The sequence below is a fragment of the Paraclostridium bifermentans genome (assembly GCF_019916025.1).
GTDB classification, from domain to species: Bacteria; Bacillota; Clostridia; order Peptostreptococcales; family Peptostreptococcaceae; genus Paraclostridium; species Paraclostridium bifermentans.
This window is the reverse complement of the sequence record NZ_CP079737.1, coordinates 1,093,481-1,110,864: the sequence shown is the minus strand read 5'-3', so window position 1 is coordinate 1,110,864 and position 17,384 is coordinate 1,093,481. Positions and strand designations below refer to the sequence as shown.

The 17,384-nt window shown below is 28.0% G+C and carries 12 protein-coding genes; 6 read left to right on the top strand and 6 right to left on the bottom strand.

Annotated features, from left to right (window positions below):
* Nucleotides 1-43: 43 nt before the first annotated feature.
* Both KXZ80_RS05330 and KXZ80_RS05325 read right to left on the bottom strand, forming a co-directional pair.
* Complete coding sequence (locus KXZ80_RS05330; RefSeq protein ID WP_021432420.1) at nt 44-1,429, bottom strand: peptide MFS transporter; 1,386 nt, start codon at nt 1,427-1,429, stop codon at nt 44-46.
* Between the two features lie 623 nt (nt 1,430-2,052).
* Nucleotides 2,053-4,029 carry a GGDEF domain-containing protein gene (locus tag KXZ80_RS05325; protein ID WP_156344332.1) on the bottom strand — a complete coding sequence of 659 codons (1,977 nt, stop codon included), beginning with the start codon at nt 4,027-4,029 and terminating at the stop codon, nt 2,053-2,055.
* A 177-nt stretch (nt 4,030-4,206) separates the two neighbouring features.
* Here KXZ80_RS05325 and KXZ80_RS05320 point away from each other — a divergent pair, with 177 nt between their 5' ends.
* Both KXZ80_RS05320 and KXZ80_RS05315 read left to right on the top strand, forming a co-directional pair.
* Nucleotides 4,207-4,512: a hypothetical protein gene (locus tag KXZ80_RS05320; protein ID WP_021432418.1), complete on the top strand. Its 306-nt coding sequence runs from the start codon at nt 4,207-4,209 to the stop codon at nt 4,510-4,512.
* Nucleotides 4,513-4,980: 468 nt separating this feature from the next.
* On the top strand, nt 4,981-5,244 hold the full coding sequence (locus tag KXZ80_RS05315; RefSeq protein ID WP_038285104.1) for a hypothetical protein: 264 nt from the start codon (nt 4,981-4,983) through the stop codon (nt 5,242-5,244).
* 186 nt (nt 5,245-5,430) lie between these two features.
* Here KXZ80_RS05315 and htpG read toward each other — a convergent pair whose 3' ends face one another.
* The gene (gene htpG, locus KXZ80_RS05310) at nt 5,431-7,305 is read right to left on the bottom strand and encodes a molecular chaperone HtpG (protein WP_021432415.1); all 1,875 of its coding nucleotides are present in this window, start codon (nt 7,303-7,305) and stop codon (nt 5,431-5,433) included.
* 187 nt (nt 7,306-7,492) lie between these two features.
* Between htpG and KXZ80_RS05305 the strand changes: the two genes are divergently transcribed.
* From KXZ80_RS05305 to KXZ80_RS05295, 3 genes are all read left to right on the top strand, one after another.
* On the top strand, nt 7,493-8,155 hold the full coding sequence (locus tag KXZ80_RS05305) for a TetR/AcrR family transcriptional regulator (protein WP_021432414.1): 663 nt from the start codon (nt 7,493-7,495) through the stop codon (nt 8,153-8,155).
* A gap of 76 nt (nt 8,156-8,231) precedes the next feature.
* Nucleotides 8,232-10,325, top strand: coding sequence for an efflux RND transporter permease subunit (locus tag KXZ80_RS05300; protein WP_021432413.1), 2,094 nt, complete (start codon nt 8,232-8,234; stop codon nt 10,323-10,325).
* 2 nt (nt 10,326-10,327) lie between these two features.
* The gene (locus KXZ80_RS05295; protein ID WP_021432412.1) at nt 10,328-12,196 is read left to right on the top strand and encodes a methyl-accepting chemotaxis protein; all 1,869 of its coding nucleotides are present in this window, start codon (nt 10,328-10,330) and stop codon (nt 12,194-12,196) included.
* 44 nt (nt 12,197-12,240) lie between these two features.
* On the opposite strand, the gene KXZ80_RS05290 is transcribed toward KXZ80_RS05295, so the two are convergent.
* Entirely contained in the window at nt 12,241-14,214 is a 1,974-nt protein-coding gene (locus tag KXZ80_RS05290; protein ID WP_223132726.1) for a sensor histidine kinase, read from the bottom strand.
* Between the two features lie 224 nt (nt 14,215-14,438).
* Between KXZ80_RS05290 and KXZ80_RS05285 the strand changes: the two genes are divergently transcribed.
* Complete coding sequence (locus KXZ80_RS05285) at nt 14,439-15,680, top strand: peptidoglycan-binding protein (protein WP_021432410.1); 1,242 nt, start codon at nt 14,439-14,441, stop codon at nt 15,678-15,680.
* A 137-nt stretch (nt 15,681-15,817) separates the two neighbouring features.
* On the opposite strand, the gene KXZ80_RS05280 is transcribed toward KXZ80_RS05285, so the two are convergent.
* Together KXZ80_RS05280 and eutH are read right to left on the bottom strand one after the other, a co-directional pair.
* A complete protein-coding gene (locus KXZ80_RS05280) occupies nt 15,818-16,291 on the bottom strand; it encodes a cupin domain-containing protein (RefSeq protein ID WP_021429301.1) in 474 nt (157 codons plus the stop codon).
* A gap of 1 nt (nt 16,292) precedes the next feature.
* Nucleotides 16,293-17,384 carry an ethanolamine utilization protein EutH gene (gene eutH, locus KXZ80_RS05275; RefSeq protein WP_021432409.1) on the bottom strand — a complete coding sequence of 364 codons (1,092 nt, stop codon included), beginning with the start codon at nt 17,382-17,384 and terminating at the stop codon, nt 16,293-16,295.

Below are 17,384 nucleotides of genomic sequence, written 5' to 3'. Positions count from 1 at the left end.
TCCAAGCTTGTGTAGCAAAACATATATTGCTCCTTCTCCTTATCTATGCTATAGACTTTTCTTTTCCATTAGATTCTTCATCTTCAACAAGACTATTTAACTTCTTATCAAAGATAAATAGTAATGCAGCTGCAACGAATAATATAACAGGTATAACAGTGTATACAGTTATCATATCGAATTTTAAAGTAAAGTCATATAAATATCCGTAACTCTTTCCAGCAACGAAAGTTGCGAAAGTCCAAACTCCCATTAAAACTGCTAATACTCTCTTAGGAGCATACTTACTTACAAATGAGTTTCCAAGTGGTGAGAAGAACATCTCTCCCATACTTAGTAAAACTCCAAATGCAACTATCCAAAGTATACTAGCCTTAGCTGTGTCAGGAGCACCTATTCCTCTTGCAAACTCTGCTCCAACTAGCATAAAGAATGATAATCCTAAGAATATAAATCCTAAACCAGTTTTCTTAAATAAACTTATATCCCCTTGAGGTCTCTTTGAAAGCTTTAACCATAAAGCTGCAAATATTGGACCTAACACTATACAAGTTAATGCATTTAATGAGTCAAACCAAGCTAAAGGTACATCAAATCCTCCAACATTCATATCAACGAATGCTGCACCATAATCATAAACTGCAAGGTAAGTTAAATACCAGAATAACCAGAATAGTACAGAGAAAGCAGAAACTAAAACTATAGCCCATATTCTCTTTTTATCTGTACGAGTTAAAGGTGTATTATCCTTAGCCTCAGTTTTTTCAGCAACAACACCTTCTTTGAAAGGTCTCTTTCCTGCATCTCCTAAGAATCTCCATCCAAATATAAACCATAATCCACCTATAGCACATAAGATTGCTGCAAGGAAGAAACATTGAGAGAATCCTAAAACTCCATTTTTAGCAAATGTTTGAGCATATAAAACTCCAACTGCTGTAGTTCCTACAAAAGAACCTATATTAACAAATGAATATTGAACAGAGAAAGCTGAGTCTAGCTCTTCTTGATTCTTAAACAATTGTCCATTTACAGCTGAAACATTTCCTTTGAAAAACGCTGTCCCAATTGCTACTAAAATAACCATTAAACCTACCATAGATGATGATGTGGCTATTGATCCTACATAATAACCTGCCCCCATAATAAACATACCTAAAGGTATCGTATATCTAGCACCTATCCATCTATCAGATATATATCCACCTATTATAGGTGAAAGATAAGTAAATGCTACAAGGTTTGCTTGCATCATAGCTGCTTGACCTTTTTCTATACCTAAACCACCCTTAACTACTGCTGTAATTAAGAAAATATAGATTAGATATTTTGAAGCATAGTAAGCTGCTCTCTCAAATGCAAATGTAGTTGCACAAATATAAAATCCCATTGGAAATTTATTTTTTTTCTTCACTGCTGTTGTACTCATAATTTCACTCGTCCTTTCTTAAGTATAATATAATTTCAAAATACATTGATGATAACTTAAGATAATTACGCATGTTATTGTTTTCCTGGTACCTCAATTTAAGGTTAACGTTTTCATTTTTAATTAAATTATAATGTCTGATGTCATACCTTAATGCCCTCTATACAAAACCCCTCGTAGTTATCTTGATGACTAAATATTATCATATTCGACAAGTTTGTACAATCCCTTAAATTATAAATTAATTATAAATTTTCTTTTTGTTTACAATTTTCAAACATATTAGAATTTTATTGTTAAATTTTTCATAAAAAATTCGCTCTGCTTGAGCGACTACGTCTGCGAACCACTTCATGTCGCCAACGACTTCGTCCGTTGCTTAAAAAGCTTTTTTCCACTCAAAGAACACCCAGTTTTATATAACTAAATTTTATAAGTTATCCATATTCTTTGTAATTGCGATTTATCAAGTGAAAAAAATTCAGGCAACAAAAGTTGCCTGACCTATTTTAACTTATACTTTTTCATTTATTTATAATAGTACTTAGAAATCCCAATTTAAATTTAATATTTTTCAATTTACAACAATTTCAATATCGAAATTTCCTCGGAAATAAGATATTTTAAAAGCAAGTATATCTATTTCTTCCATTTGTTTTGGATTTATATAATCTTTCATCCGCATCTGTTATAATTTGTTCTACATCTTCTTTAGATGCTATTTTCCCACATTTAATTCCAATACTAAGAGTAACTCTATCACTTGCTTCGGAAAAATCATGTTTTATATTTGCTTTATACAACTTGTCTCTTAAAATACTTATTGATAGTAAATTTTCCTTTAGATTCCCTTCTGAAACAATAGCAAACTCTTCGCCTCCATACCTAAATACATAATCTTCACTAAATGTACTTTCAAGTATTTTAGCTACTTTTTTTAATACTTCATCACCTTTTAAGTGTCCATAATTATCATTAAAAGCTTTGAAATAATCTATATCTATCATTATAAAAGTAATTTCTTTTTTATCGTTTGAAAGTCTTTCTAATACATTGTAAAAATGTCTCTTATTATATACATCGGTTAAAGGATCTTTTATAGATATTTCTTCTAAATCTTTATTTAGCCTATTTATCTTGCTATTTTTTATAGCTACTATAAGTGCAAGTATAGAAATTAATGCTAATAAAATTATAGAAAATAATAATTTAAGATTTTGAGATTTTTGGCTTTCTTTATATATTTTAGCTTGTAAATCAAAAAATATTGTATCTGTAGATTCTGCATTTTCAGATTTATTTTCGTATTCATCTAAAATTTCATTATACTTTATAATGTTCTTGTAATCATTATTTTCTTCCGTCAAATTAATTATATCTTTTAATACAGTTATATATATATCTGATTTTATACCTCTTTTTTTAATTTCATTTAACAACTCATTATAACTTTCTAGAGTTTGTGAATATGTGATATTTGAATCATCTTTATAATCATTTCCAATCTCTAACTTTTTTAAATATAAGTCTGAATTAGGATACGCATTTAAAGAATTTTCATTATACAATTTCTTAGCTTTATCTAAGTATTCTTTAGATACTTTTAGATTACCTTGATCTAATTTAACATTTGAATAGACCATGTAAAGCCATATTAATTCTTTATTTTTTTCGGTAGGTTCTAATTTATTTGTAATCTCTTCATACTTAACTTTTAACTTTTCTGCTTTTTCATTTTCATTTAGCTTAAAATAAGATTCCATTAAATACCCTATTACTGACAAGTTTTTATCATTCATTTTAAACTTATCATCCTTAAGAATAGACTCGTATACATATGCGGCTTTTTTATAATTTTCTTGAACATAATAATTTTCACCTAAATTTATAATTGCTTTACACATATTTTCATAGTCTTTATTCTCATATGCAATTTTCCACCCCTGCATAACATAAGTTAAAGATAAGCTAAATTGCCCGTTAGACCTATATAAAGATGCCAAAAAATTATATTCTGCCATTTTTGTTTTATCTGTACTTTCTAATTTTATAGCTTTTTTCATTAAATCAATACTATCGCATACGTTTCCTTTATATCTTAAATTCATCCTTGATAGTGAATAGTAAAAATTTGATAGTTCATCATTTAAATTTGATTTAATTGCAATTTTTTTAGCTTCTTTAAAGTATTTTTTAAATTGATTAATATCATTTGTACGAATAGCATTAAACGATAAATTTCTATATATTTTAAAATCTACCTCACTATTTTTATTTTCCATATATCCAATAGATTTTATTAGGTAGTAATTTGATTGTTTATAATTTCTTTTCAATGACTCTATTTTCCCCAAAGCATAATAACTCTTTTTAATATTTTTTTTATTTTTTAGGAGCTTCTGATTAAGCTCATTTTTTAATTCATTTTTTATTTTACCTTCATATACATTTATATCTTGTTCAGATAAATCCCCTACCATTTTTTCATTTTCAGTGTTTATTAATCGAATGGTGTATATATTATCATATATACCATCTATAGCTATAACTCCCAAAGATATAAATGCTATAACTAATACACATATAAATATTTTTTTCATATTGTTTCTCAAAATATTTTCTCTCCTCAAATGTCCCGCGTTTAAACTATATTAATATTACCCTTAAATTTATATTACCAAACAATCATTAAAAATTAGTATAAAATTTTGTTGCTTGACTTTTATATTATAAAGTGACTACGATTATAGTAAATATGATTTCTAGGGGGTTTTTTAATGATTGGTACTGAAATTGGAATAAGAGCTATTCTAGGATTATTATTTATAGCTTACGGACTTATAGTTTCCGGAATAGAGAAGTACAAAGGACTTCCTTTCTTTTATTCTAAAGACCAGATAAATGGATCTATAAATGGTTTTATATGCTTATCTGTAGGAGTACTATTATTATGGACTAATCCAAAGCAAGGCATAACTTCTGCTATTATCGCTATTGTTCTATATGCTATAGTAAAGTTTGTAGTAGGTAAAGTCGTTGAAAACAAAATAAAAAAGGAAGAAAAAAATAATAAAAATATATAAAATCCATCTAATAAATTACAATTAATAAGGGTTCGTTATTATATATAAAATACTATAAAGCTTTTCAGCTTGTATTTCAATATATAATAACGAACCCTTTTATAATAATTTCATTTATACATCTAGATACTCCAATGTACAAATCCTATTTATAACTATTGCACTTAAACTATTTTTTTCTTTCTTTTTTGATTTAAAAATCCCATTAATGTCATAATTGATAATACAAGCATAAAACATATAGATAATAATTTTTTCATAATCATGTCCCCCATACTTTTTTTGTCATTTTATAAACATTGCGTTTTCCAATTCAAATATACCATTTTTGTATGTATATATCAATCTATTTTCGGAATCTTCCAAATTTTCACACCAATTTTCACTTTTAATATTCAATTTATTTATCTTCATGCATATAATAAATCAACTACCATTAAAACTATCTATAATGAGGATGTGTTAAATATGTTTACCAAATTAGTAGGTCTGAGATTGGTTATAGGTATATGTTTCATAGGTTATGGCCTTTTATTATCTGCACTTGAAAAATATGATGGCTTACCTACTTTTTATACTAAATTTAAAATAAATGGGTATATAAATGGATTTACCTTTATGGTAGTTGGAGTATTAATATGTTCTACTAGCTTTATAAACTTTATAATTTCATCAATAGCTTCAATAGCACTACTGCTTATTGAATCTTATTTCATAAATAAAAAATTGTAATACAAAAGTGAGTAATATCATATTTTAGCCACATTTCAAGCTTTTTTCTAGCTTGTGTGGCAAAATATGATATTACTCACTTTAAATTCAATTTCACTAAACTAAATAAGGAGTACTGATATGTTTTAGCTACATTTCAAGCATCTTTCCCGCTTGTGTAGCAAATCATATCAGTACTCCCTTATTCTATAACCCTATTAACATATTCATAAGTTTATTATTTCTGCTTATAAACTCATCTAATTCTTTAGCGTCTAATTCTTTATTTGCAAGTAATGCAACATCTACAATTTGATTACATATTAACTCGATTTGATCTTTTTTACTTTCATCATCTTTTAAAGATACTAACTTTTTAATTATAGGACTATTGTCATTTATAACTAAAGTTTTTTCTTCTTCAAAGCTCATTCCAAGATCCATTCCTGCAAATTGAGATTTCATTTCAGCCATTCTTCTAGATTGTTCTGAAACTAGTATTATAGCTGTAGTGTCTTCACTTTTTAAGCTTTCTACCGAATAACCTTTTACTTTATCTTTAACATATTCTTTAAATAAGTTTTCTATTTCTGTTTTATTTTCTTTATTTTCTTCTTCATTTTTGTCTTTTAAAACATCTGATAAATCTGCATCTATTCTATTAAATGTAACTCCTTGATTTTTAAATTCTATAAAAGATATAAAGTGATTATCTATACTAGAATCTAGTATAACTGCATCTAAATCATAATCTTTAAATAACTTAATATATTGTGATTGTTGTTCCTCATCACTTACGTAGAATACTTTATTTTCATGTTTTTCCTTACATTTTTCTAAGTAATCATTAAGTGTAATATAATTTGAATTTATATCTTTAAATAATAAGATGTCTTTTATCTTATCATAGAATCCTTCGTCTTTTAAGCATCCAAACTTAATAAATACTTGTATATCATCCCAGAATCTTTCAAAGTTTTCTCTTTCATTTTTATAAAGTGATTTTAATTTATCTGCAACTTTTTTAATTATATGCTTAGATATTTTACTTACATCCTTATCATTTTGTAAGAAACTTCTTGATACATTTAATGGTAAATCTGGGCAATCTATTACACCTTTTAGTAACAATAAGAACTCTGGTATAACTTCTTTTATGTTATCTGCAACGAAAACTTGGTTATTATATAATTTAACTTTACCTTCTATAAGTTCAAATTCATTTTTTAATTTAGGGAAATACAATATTCCTTTTAAATTAAATGGATAGTCTACGTTTAGATGTATCCAGAATAACGGTTCATCAAATGTATTGAATACTTTTCTGTAAAACTCTTTATATTCATCATCTGTGCAATCTTTTGGAGATTTTAACCATAAAGGATAAGTATCATTTAATGCTTTTATTTCATTTTCACTATTTTCATCTTTTTCTTTAGAGCTATCTTTAACATCTAAATAAATATTTACAGGTAAGAATGAACAATATTTGTCTATTATGCTTCTTACTGTATATTCTTCTAAAAACTCTTTGCTATCATCAGCTAAAAATAAAGTTATAGTAGTACCTCTTGATTTTCTATCTTCACTTGCTGAAAGTTCATATTCTGTTTGACCTTCACTTACCCATTTTACAGCTTGAGCACCTTCTTTATACGATAAAGTATCTATTTGAACTTTGCTAGATACCATAAATGCTGAATAAAAACCTAATCCAAAGTGTCCAATAATATCATTTTCTTCGCTCATTTTATCTTTATATTTATTTACAAAGTCTTCAGCTCCTGAAAATGCAACTTGATTTATATATTTTTCAACCTCTTCTTCAGTCATCCCGATTCCATTGTCTTCAAATATAAGAGTTGAATTATCTTTGTCTATTGTTACATTAATTTTATAATCTTGATCTTGTTTATTTTCTATTTCCCCTAGCGATACTAATTTTTTGTATTTATTTATTGCATCACAACCATTACTTATAAGTTCTCTTACAAATATATCCTTATCAGAATATAACCACTTTTTTATTATAGGAAATATGTTTTCTGTATGTATTGATATGTTTCCTTTTTTATTTTCCATATTTATCTCCTCCTTAAATTTATCTTTATTAAATAAAATTGGGATAAAGTAAATCCCCCTACATTTATTATTTTATCATCTTTGTTAGCACTGTCAATACTAGAGTGCTAATTTTTTTAAAATAGATTACAAATTAAAAAAATGTTGTTAAAATGATACTATAAACAAAATTAAAGGGGTGATCAATGTGGAGTTCGAACACAAGGATGACATTAGAAACACAATAATAACTGAGGCATCTAAGCTTTTTATTCAACAGGGGTATACAAAAACAACAATAAGGCAAATAGCACAAGTCTGTAATTTAGGTAGAGGTCATTTATACTACTATTTTAAGAAAAAAGAAGATATTGTTTTATATCTTTACAAAAACTTAATCGAAAAAATTTATTTTCACACAAAGAGATCAAGTAGTGAGTCTATAGATCCTCTGCTTAGTTATGCTATAACCCAATATATATACATAAAGACTATAGCAACTAACCAATCTTTATTTAGAGTTTACATAGAAGCATCTGAAATAGACTCAGTAAGAAAAGAATATCTTAAAACTCTAGGTGAAATATTAAAAGCTAATTTAAGAGAGTTAAATTTTGATTTTAAAGAAAATGATATAAGTCTAAGCATTGTAATTGGTTCAGCTGGGGAAGATGAACTTTTGCGTAGATTTTATAAAAATGATATTAACTTAACACTAGATGAAATTATTGAAAGTACAATAAAAACTAGGCTTTTGCTATTAAATATCAGCCAAGAAAAAGTAATTCAAATTATTTCACACACTAAAGAAGCAACTAATAATATAGAAATTAGTGAAATAATAAAAAACATAAATATACTTGACATATAGGTTGTACTACTCATACAATCTATTTTGTAAACAAATTTGGGCATGCCTAAATATTTTAGAGGGGGGTAAACTTTAGATGAGGGGATTGTCAAAGCAAATAGCTAAAAGAAGTAAGTTGATTTTAGTAATAGCTATACTATTATTAGTTCCATCGGCAATTGGCTTTTTAAACACAGACATAAACTATGATATCTTAAGTTATTTACCAGATAATTTATCGACAACTCAGGCCGAAAAAATACTTAAAGATGAGTTTGATTGCGGTTCTTTAGCTATGTTAATAGTTGAAAACATGGAAGATAAAGATGTATCTAAACTCAAAGAAAAATTAACTAAAGTTGAAGGTGTAAAAGATGTTTTGTGGGTTGATGATGTTGTAGATTTATCAGTACCTAGAGAACTTCTACCAAAAGATGTTACAGATTTATTGTATACTGAAAATTCAACTCTTATGGTTATTAAATTAGAAGAAGGTTCTGCAGCTCTTAAAACATTAAATGCTGTAGAGGAAATCAGAACAGTTACAGGAAAACAAGCATTTCTAAGTGGTATGGCAAGTATCATAAAAGACACTAAAGACATTTCAGATAAAGAAACTCCATTATATGTAGTAGTTGCTGTAATACTTACATTAATAGTTTTAAGTTTTACAATGGATTCATATGTTACTCCATTTATATTTTTACTTAGTATAGGATTTGCGATAATCTATAATTTTGGTAGTAATATAATATTTGGTGAAATTTCTTATTTAACTAAAGCACTAAGTGCTGTATTGCAACTTGGAGTTACCATGGATTACTCCATATTCTTACTTCACAGGTATGATGAAGAAAGAGATAAATACGATAGCCACATAGATGCAATGGCAGTAGCTATTTCAAATACAACAACAGCAGTATTCGGTAGTTCATTAACTACAATTGCAGGATTTTTAGCTCTTTGTGCAATGGACTTAGCTCTTGGAATGGATATGGGCTTAGTTATGGCAAAAGGAGTTTTACTGGGAGTTATATGTACAGTTACTATACTTCCTGCTCTTATACTAGTCTTTGATAAACAAATTCACAAATACAAACACAAACCAATTTTACCTACATTTAAAAAATCATCAAAAATAGTTGTTAAACATTACAAATTATTAGTAGTTTTATTTTTATTGATGTTTATACCATCTGTAATCGGTTCATCAAATGCAAAAGTTTATTACAACCTAGACGAATCTTTACCTGATGATTTACCGTCTATAGTTTCTACAAACAAATTAAAAGATGACTACAAAATGAATAGTACCAATATCATTTTGGTTAAAGATTCACTTGATTCTTATAAAGTTGACCAAATGATTAAAGAAATTGAGAATTTAGATGGAATAAATTCAGTTGTTGCACTTGAAAAAGTAATAGGCCCTGCAATAGTTGAAGATATACTTCCAAATGATTTAATAAGTTCAGTTAAGTCTGGCGGATACGAACAACTCATAGTAAATTCAGAATATCGAGCTGCAACAGATGAGGCTGGAGTTCAAATAGATAAACTAAATAACATAGTTCATAAATACGATAGAGATGGTCTAGTTGGAGGAGAAGCACCTTTAACTGATGACCTTATAAAAATTGCTGACACAGATTTTAAGAAAGTAAGTTTAGTATCTATAATAGCTATATTTGTAATTATATCAATAGTATTTAAATCACTTTCTCTACCTATTTTATTAGTTTTAGCCATTGAGTCAGCTATATTTATAAACCTTGGAATACCTTACTATACAGGTACTGTAGAACCTTTTATCGCATCAATAGTAATAGGTACTATCCAACTTGGTGCAACCGTTGACTATGCAATACTTCTAACTTCTAGGTTTAAAGAAGAATTAGCTGTAAATGATAATAAGTTTGAAGCTATGACAGCTTCAATACAAAGCAGTGCAAGATCAATTGTAACAAGTGCTTTATCATTCTTCTCCGCTACAATAGGTGTTGGACTTATTTCTAAACTAGAAATGATAAGTGCATTATGTTCACTTATGGCAAGAGGAGCTATCATAAGTATGTTTATAATCATTTTTATGCTTCCTGCAATTTTATTAGTTTGCCACAAATTTATAATAAAAACTAGTAAAGGGTTTGTGACTCCACAACCTAAAAATTTAAATAAGGGGGAAATATAAGGATGAAAAGAATTAATTTACCAAAGGCTTCAATAGCTACTTTAACTACACTTATGATATTTTTAAATACTGGGATTTGCTTTGCAGATGTAAAAAAAGAAGAAACTGTATATGCCATATTAAATAATAATGGTAGTGTTGAAAAAACTATTGTTTCTACATGGATTAACAGCGATGAAAAACTTGGGAAATTTACAGATTCTAGTAATCTTAAAAATATAAAAAATGTAAAAGGTGATGAAAAACCTGTAATAAACAATGACTCAGTTGAGTGGAATGTAAACAAAGAAGACTTATACTACCAAGGCGAAAGTTCAAAGAAACTACCTATTGACGTAGATATTCAATACGAATTAAACGGTAAAAAAGTTAGTGCTAAAGATATCAATGGAAAATCAGGCAAATTTAAAATAACTATAAACCTTAAAAACAACGAAAAGAAAATCCGTAAAGTAAATGGTAAAAATAGAGATATGTATGTACCATTTTTAACAGCTACTGAAGTTTTATTTGAAAGAGATAATTTTAAAAACATAAAAATAAATAGTGGAGAACTTCTAGATGATGGTAAAAAATCTAGTGTAACATTTGCATCTTTCCCTGGTTTAAAAGAAAGCTTAGACTTAAGTAAAGATATAGAAGATTATTTAGAATTAGAAGACACACTAGTTATTGAAGGAAATGCTAATAAATTTAAAATGCCTAATATAATGGTTATGGCAACTCCAAAAATTCCAGAGCTTAAAGGAATTGATAAAAACTCTACTTTAGATGATTTATCTAAATCTTTAAATGATTTAAGAAAAGGCGGAGATGATTTATTAGATGGATCTAAAAAATTATTGGACGGAAATAATGAACTAAACACTAATTTCGCTAAGTTTGATCAGGGTGTAAAATCTTTAGATAAAGGCTCTAAGGATTTAAGTAGTGGTATAGATAAATTAAATCAATCTGCTCCATCTTTAGATAATGGTGCAAAAAGTGTAAGTAGTGGTCTTAGTCAGCTAAATGATTCTCAAGGTAAATTTTCTAATGGAGTTGAATCCTTTGTAGGAAATACTAATAAACTTTATGACGCTTACTCAGCTATTAACAACGGAATTAATAGTGCTAGTGACGGTGCTAATGCACTTAGTTCAGGACTTTCTAATGGATCTTCTGGTGTAGATAGTTTAATAGCCTCTACAAATAATATAGATCAAGTTGCTGGAGGTTTAAATAATATAGCAGGAGCTTTAGATGAATCTAATCCTGAAGTTGCTAATCAATTAAGAGGATTAGCAGGTTCTTTAAATCAAGTTTCTGAAGGTCAAAGGGGTGGCCTAAATAGTTTAAAAGATGGAATGGGCAATGCTGTAAGTGGGGCTAATAACTTAAGTGCTGGACTAGAAAACTTAAAATCTGGTTCAAATAGTTTTAACTCTAATTTTAAGGCTTTAGTAGATGCTGGTTCAACTTTAAGTAGTAGCTCAAAACAATTATCAGCCGCTACTAATAAACTTGAAGATGGTAGTAAGAAGTTAGCTGCAGGAACTAGTGAATTAAGCAAAGGTACTAACCAACTATCTCAAGGTAGCAAAAGCTTAATTAGTGGTACTAAAACTTTAAATGATAATTCAAGTAAACTTTTAAAAGGAACAAATGACTTAGCAAAAGGATCTAATGAATTATATAAAGGAGTTAATAAATTAAAGAAAGAAGGATTAGATAAAATATACAAAGAGGGAAATACTAAATTATCGGATATACAAGGTTTAGTAGATGTAAAAGATGAAATAGTTAAACTTTCTAAAGACTATAATAACTTCTCAGGGCTTAATAAAGATATGGATGGTAAAGTTAAGTTTATAATGAAAATAAATGAATAACATAAAAAAAGAAGCTATTTTAATAGCTTCTTTTTTTATGTTACTTAAATATCTGATAACTCCAAATTCACAATTTTATTTGTATCTATATGATTTGAAGGATCATATTCTGGTAAACTTTCATCTATCTTTATAGGAAGAATCATTCTAAATAACGAGCCTTCTCCTAATCTGCTTTCTATCTCTATCTTACCTCCATGAATTTCTACTATTTCTTTTGATATGCAAAGTCCTATTCCACTACCTTCATTTTTTCTAGTATATAAATTATCTACTTGATAGAATCTTTGGAATATATACTTTAATTTATTGTCCGGTATACCTACTCCATTATCTTTTACTTCTATGATAATGTCATCTTTATCCTTGAATATTGATAAATCTACAACTCCATTTTCATTTGTAAATTTTATAGCATTTGATAAAAGATTCAATACTACTCTTTGTATTTGATAAACATCTACAACAGTATTTATTTCTTCATATTTCGTATCAAATATCATACCTATATTTTTTATTTTAGCAAACTCAATACTTGATTCAAAAACATCCTCTATTACACTAACTATATTACAGTTTTCTAAGTTTAAACTTAGCATTCCACATTCAGCTTTTGTCATATCTATTATATTATTTGATATCTTTAATAATCTGTATGAGTTTTGATTTATATTTTCTAACTTATCTATTATATCATCTTCTTTAGCTTTTCCCTTAGATATATTGTATTCTAAAAGCTTAGTCGTGCCCAATATTATATTTATAGGTGTTCTTAATTCATGACTTAAATTTACTATGAAATCAGATTTTAACTTTTCACGTTCCTTTGCCTTTTCTTCATCTTCTTGTTGTTTTTTAATTTCTTTTCTATATCTTGAAGATGCTTTAACAACAAATACAATAGATATTAAAAAGAATACAAGCAAAGTAAGTAATAAATGTTTCATCCACTTTGGAGCTAATAGTTCATATTGCCCTTTATTTATTAAGTTTACGCTCGTCCCTACATCAAAAGGATCTATATCATATTCATATATACTTTTATAATCTACATAGGCTTTTGCACTTGGCTCTATCTCATTCTCAATTTTTTCAATAGGAGTTCCGTTTTTTATTTTAACTATCATATCACAAATAATTTTTGCCTGTTCTTGACCTATATCTACATGTCCTCCAAGAATACCTGCATGTAAATAAGTCTGGTCATTTGAATATATAGGTGCACTACTATACTTTTTAATATCATTTATTAGATCCTTAGGTTCTACATATCCACTTGATTTTTTGCACTGAAATTCACCAGCTATAATGTTTATAGTATCTGGTTTATCATCTAACTTTTTTATTTTAGATATTATATCTTCAGTATAATTACTTTGTATATAATTTATATCTATTTGATTGTTTAAATAAGTGTCTATCAGTTTATTAATTTCGCTTTTTACAGACTCTCCATACTTAGACTTTTCAACTATCAAATTTATATTTTCAGTTTTTTGATTAAGTGAATATACCAAGTTCATTAAACTTAAGCTATCATCACCATGATATATACCTGCCATGTATTTTTTTTCTTCTTTGCTTCCATCTAGTTTTCCGTCTACTCCACTAAATACTAATGGAATTTTATAAAAACTACTACTTGGATTTAGTACCTCTTTATTAAACACTTCAAAAGACTCATCATTTACAGTATATATAGCATCTATACTTCCCTTTGGGTACTTTTCATTTAACATGTGCTTTAATGACTCTATATATTCATCATTATAATTATTTCTAAAATCTAGATATTCAATTTTAAAATTTATACCTTCGTCAGGATTTTTTTTAGAATAAGATTTGAGCCCATCCATTATAGCCGCTTCCCAGTGATGTCCTTGATTATATGAGTTTAATACCAAAACATTAAATCCACTTGATTCTTTTTCATATGCTTCATATGCTTCCACCCTATAATTAAACATTTGGAAAAAGATTATAAAAATAAATATGAATATAAAAATATATTTTTTCATTCCCCGTTTTTTTTTCATTAATAAAGTTCTCCCTGCCTTTACTTAAATGTACTTCAAATATAATAATTCTACATAGAGTGCCTTTTTACCTTCTGTTTTTCAAAATTTTTACATTTTTTAATTTATTCTATTTTCATCATAAAATTAACTTGATACTGCAAATGGTACACTTTAAATATTTTATTCATACATATAAATTAATAGATTATTTAGGGGGGATTTTTTTGTATAAAGGATTGTTGACAATTAAAGTAACTGATGAAATTACAAACTTCCCAATTGAAGGAGTTTCTATAAATATATGTGCAATGCCTAAAGAAGGAAGTAGCAAAAGTAAATACATTTATAAAAATCTCATTACCAATTCGTCTGGGATTGTAAAAAAAGTTTCATTAGATGCTCCAAATTTTATTTATTCTCAAGTTCCTAATTCACCTAGAGCTTATAGTACGTATATATTAACAATATCTAAAGATGGTTATCAAAGCGTTGTAATACAAGGAGTTCAAATTCTTCCTCTTGTAGAAGCGATTCAAAACATTTCACTATCTAAGATTTCTACTTTCACTAATTCCAGTAAAAAAATTTATAAAATTGGTGATAACGTATTGTATGGAAATTATCAGCCTAAAATATTTGAAGATGATTTAAAAAAGGTTCCATATGTTTTATCTAATGTCGTAGTTCCAGAATATATAATAGTTCACGATGGAATGCCAAGTGATAAAAATGCACCTAATTATTGGATTCCATTTAGAGATTATATTAAGAATGTTGCAAGTTCTGAAATATACGCTACTTGGCCAACTGAAACAATCTATGCAAATGTAGTAGCTATAGTTTCATTTACTTTAAATAGAGTTTATACTGAATGGTACAGAAATATGGGATATGATTTTACAATTACATCTACTACAGCCTATGACCATAAATTTATATACAATAGAAATATTTTTGATACTATAAGTGTTGTTGTTGATAATATATTTAATGTCTATATTCAAAGACCAAAAGGAAATCCTCAACCACTTTTAGCTCAGTACTGTGATGGAATTCAAACTCAATGCCCTGGTAAAATGACTCAATGGGGAAGTAAGTACCTAGGTGATCAAGGTTATAAATTTGATGAAATTTTAAGATATTACTATGGCCAAGACATAGGCCTTCAAGGTACAGATATGATAAAAGGAGTTCCTTCTTCATTCCCTGGATATACGCTTACTCTTTGGTCTACAGGAGAACCAGTTAAAACTATACAAAATCAATTAAACGCTATAGCCAATGCTTATCCTGCTTTACCTAAAGTTGATGTTGATGGTATTTACGGTCCAAAAACACAAGAAAGCGTTCGTAAATTCCAAGAAATATTTAGAATGACCCAAAGTGGAAACGTTGATTTTGCTACTTGGTATGCTATATCTAAAATTTATGTAGCAGTAACTAAAATAGCAGAGTTTGAAATATAAATTAAAATAATACAAAATAGCGAAGGATACAATGTAAGTTTTAGCGACCTTTAAAGCATCTTTCCAGCTTTGGAAGCAAAACTTATATTGTATCCTTCACCTATATAGTATTTTGAATATTAGTTTTTAAATCTAATTTAGTTTTGTGAAGCCCAATCAGCAGGATAAGTTACATATATAAATCTAGCATAATCCTTAACTGAGAATTGTATACTACTACCTTTTGGTATTAATATTAATTCTCCTGCAGATGCTGATACAGTTTTTCCATTTATTATGATATCTAGTGTTCCTTCTATAACATAATCTACTTCATCATAATTTAGTGTCCAGTCAAATGTAGTTTCTTTCATCTCCATTATTCCACATCCTAATCTAGGACTTTCTTCTAATGTAAATAAGTCTTTAGTGTATACTACATCGCTTGGATTACCAGTGTCTAATCTATTTGATTCATCAACTTTTACAGTTGGAAGTTTTATAGAAATTACTCCACTTTCATCTTTATCTCTTAAAAAATCAACACTATTTTCACTACCGTTTATCTTTTCTTGTATAATTTGTCTTACTAACTGTTCTAACATAGATTTATCTAAATTCTTTATATCCATCTTAAGCATTCTCCTTTTTTAACATCTTATTTGCTAATCTCATAGCTAAAATAACTGCAGTGATTCCGCCTACTAACTTAGCAACTATCATTGGAGCTATCATATCAGCATTAAATCCAGCAGTAAATCCTAAATGATCTCCAAATACAAATGCTGCAGATACAGCAAATGCTACATTTATAATTTTACCTCTATCATCCATATCTTTCATCATACCAAACATAGGTATACAGTTAGCTAAACTTGCTACTAATCCAGCTGCTGCTATATCGTTCATTCCTAAAACTTTTCCTAAAGCCATTAATGGTTTATTGAAAACCTTAGTTATAACAAATACTAGTGGGAATGCTCCTGCTAAAACTATAGCTATGTCTCCAACAATTTCTATCCCTTCACTAATAGGGTTCATACCTGGTATCACAACAATTCCAGTTAAAGCTTCAACTATTGCTGCTGCAAGACCTAAAGTTATTACGATAACAACACCTTTACCAAAATAAGTAAATCCTTTTATCATTGCACTTTCAAACTTTAATAATCCTAAAGCTATTATTGCTGCAAATATTATTATAGGAATTAAGTTTCTAATTATCATCATTACATCAAATCCTGCAACTAACCCTCCTATAAACGCTCCTATAGGTATAGTTATTATCCCTGCAAGAATTCCTGTTGCTAAGAATTTTTGATCTTCTTTGTCTATTATTCCAAGTGCTACTGGTATTATAAATACTATAGTTGGCCCCATCATAGCTCCAACTATAAGTCCTCCAAATAATCCTGCGTTTGGATCTTTTGCAAGTTCCATTGCTAACGGTGCTCCACCCATATCATTTGCTAATATAGAACCTGCAAACATAGCTGGATCAGCTCCTAACATATCAAATACAGGAACTATAATAGGTCTTAATACATCTGCTAGTACTGGAGCTAAACATATTACCCCTACCATTGCAACTGCAAGTGATCCCATAGCAACAATACCTTCTTCAAATTGTTCACCTAAACCAAATTTATTGCCTATGCACTTATCTATAGCACCCAATACCATAAATGCTACCATTATATAGATTATAATTTCATTTATACTCAT